At 52.2% G+C, this 425-nt stretch carries 1 protein-coding gene; it reads left to right on the top strand.

Annotated features, from left to right (window positions below; genetic code table 11):
* Positions 1 to 425 (top strand): carboxypeptidase-like regulatory domain-containing protein (locus AC1DLM_RS35545; protein ID WP_477572642.1); only part of this gene is annotated, 425 nt, incomplete at both ends.

The raw sequence follows: 425 nt of genomic DNA, 5'->3' as shown, positions 1-425 counted from the left end.
CAATAGCACAGAAGACCATTACCGGAAAAGTTACCGGAGCGGCAGACGGCGCAGGTCTGCCTGGTGTAAATGTATTAGTGCCGGGCACCAGCAATGGCACCAGTACAGATACAAAAGGGAACTATAGCCTTTCTTTACCTTCGGGTGCTAAATCGGTTTTGTTCTCGTTTATCGGCTATGAACCGCAAACAATCACGGTCGGCGACAAGAACGTTATTAACGTATCACTGAACGCTACCACCAAAGGATTGGGAGAAGTAGTAGTGGTAGGTTATGGTACACAAACCCGCCGCGACGTTACCGGTACCATCGCCTCCGTAAAAGGTTCCGATATCAAAAACCTGCCGGTACCAGACGCCGCTTCTGCCATACAGGGCCGCGTAACCGGTGTGGACATCGTTCGCTCTGATGGCGCACCCGGCAGC

It is taken from the genome of Paenibacillus sp. 01T442 (assembly GCF_056398345.1).
Note: the sequence above shows the minus strand (reverse complement) of the source record. Positions and strands in the feature narration are given on the sequence as shown.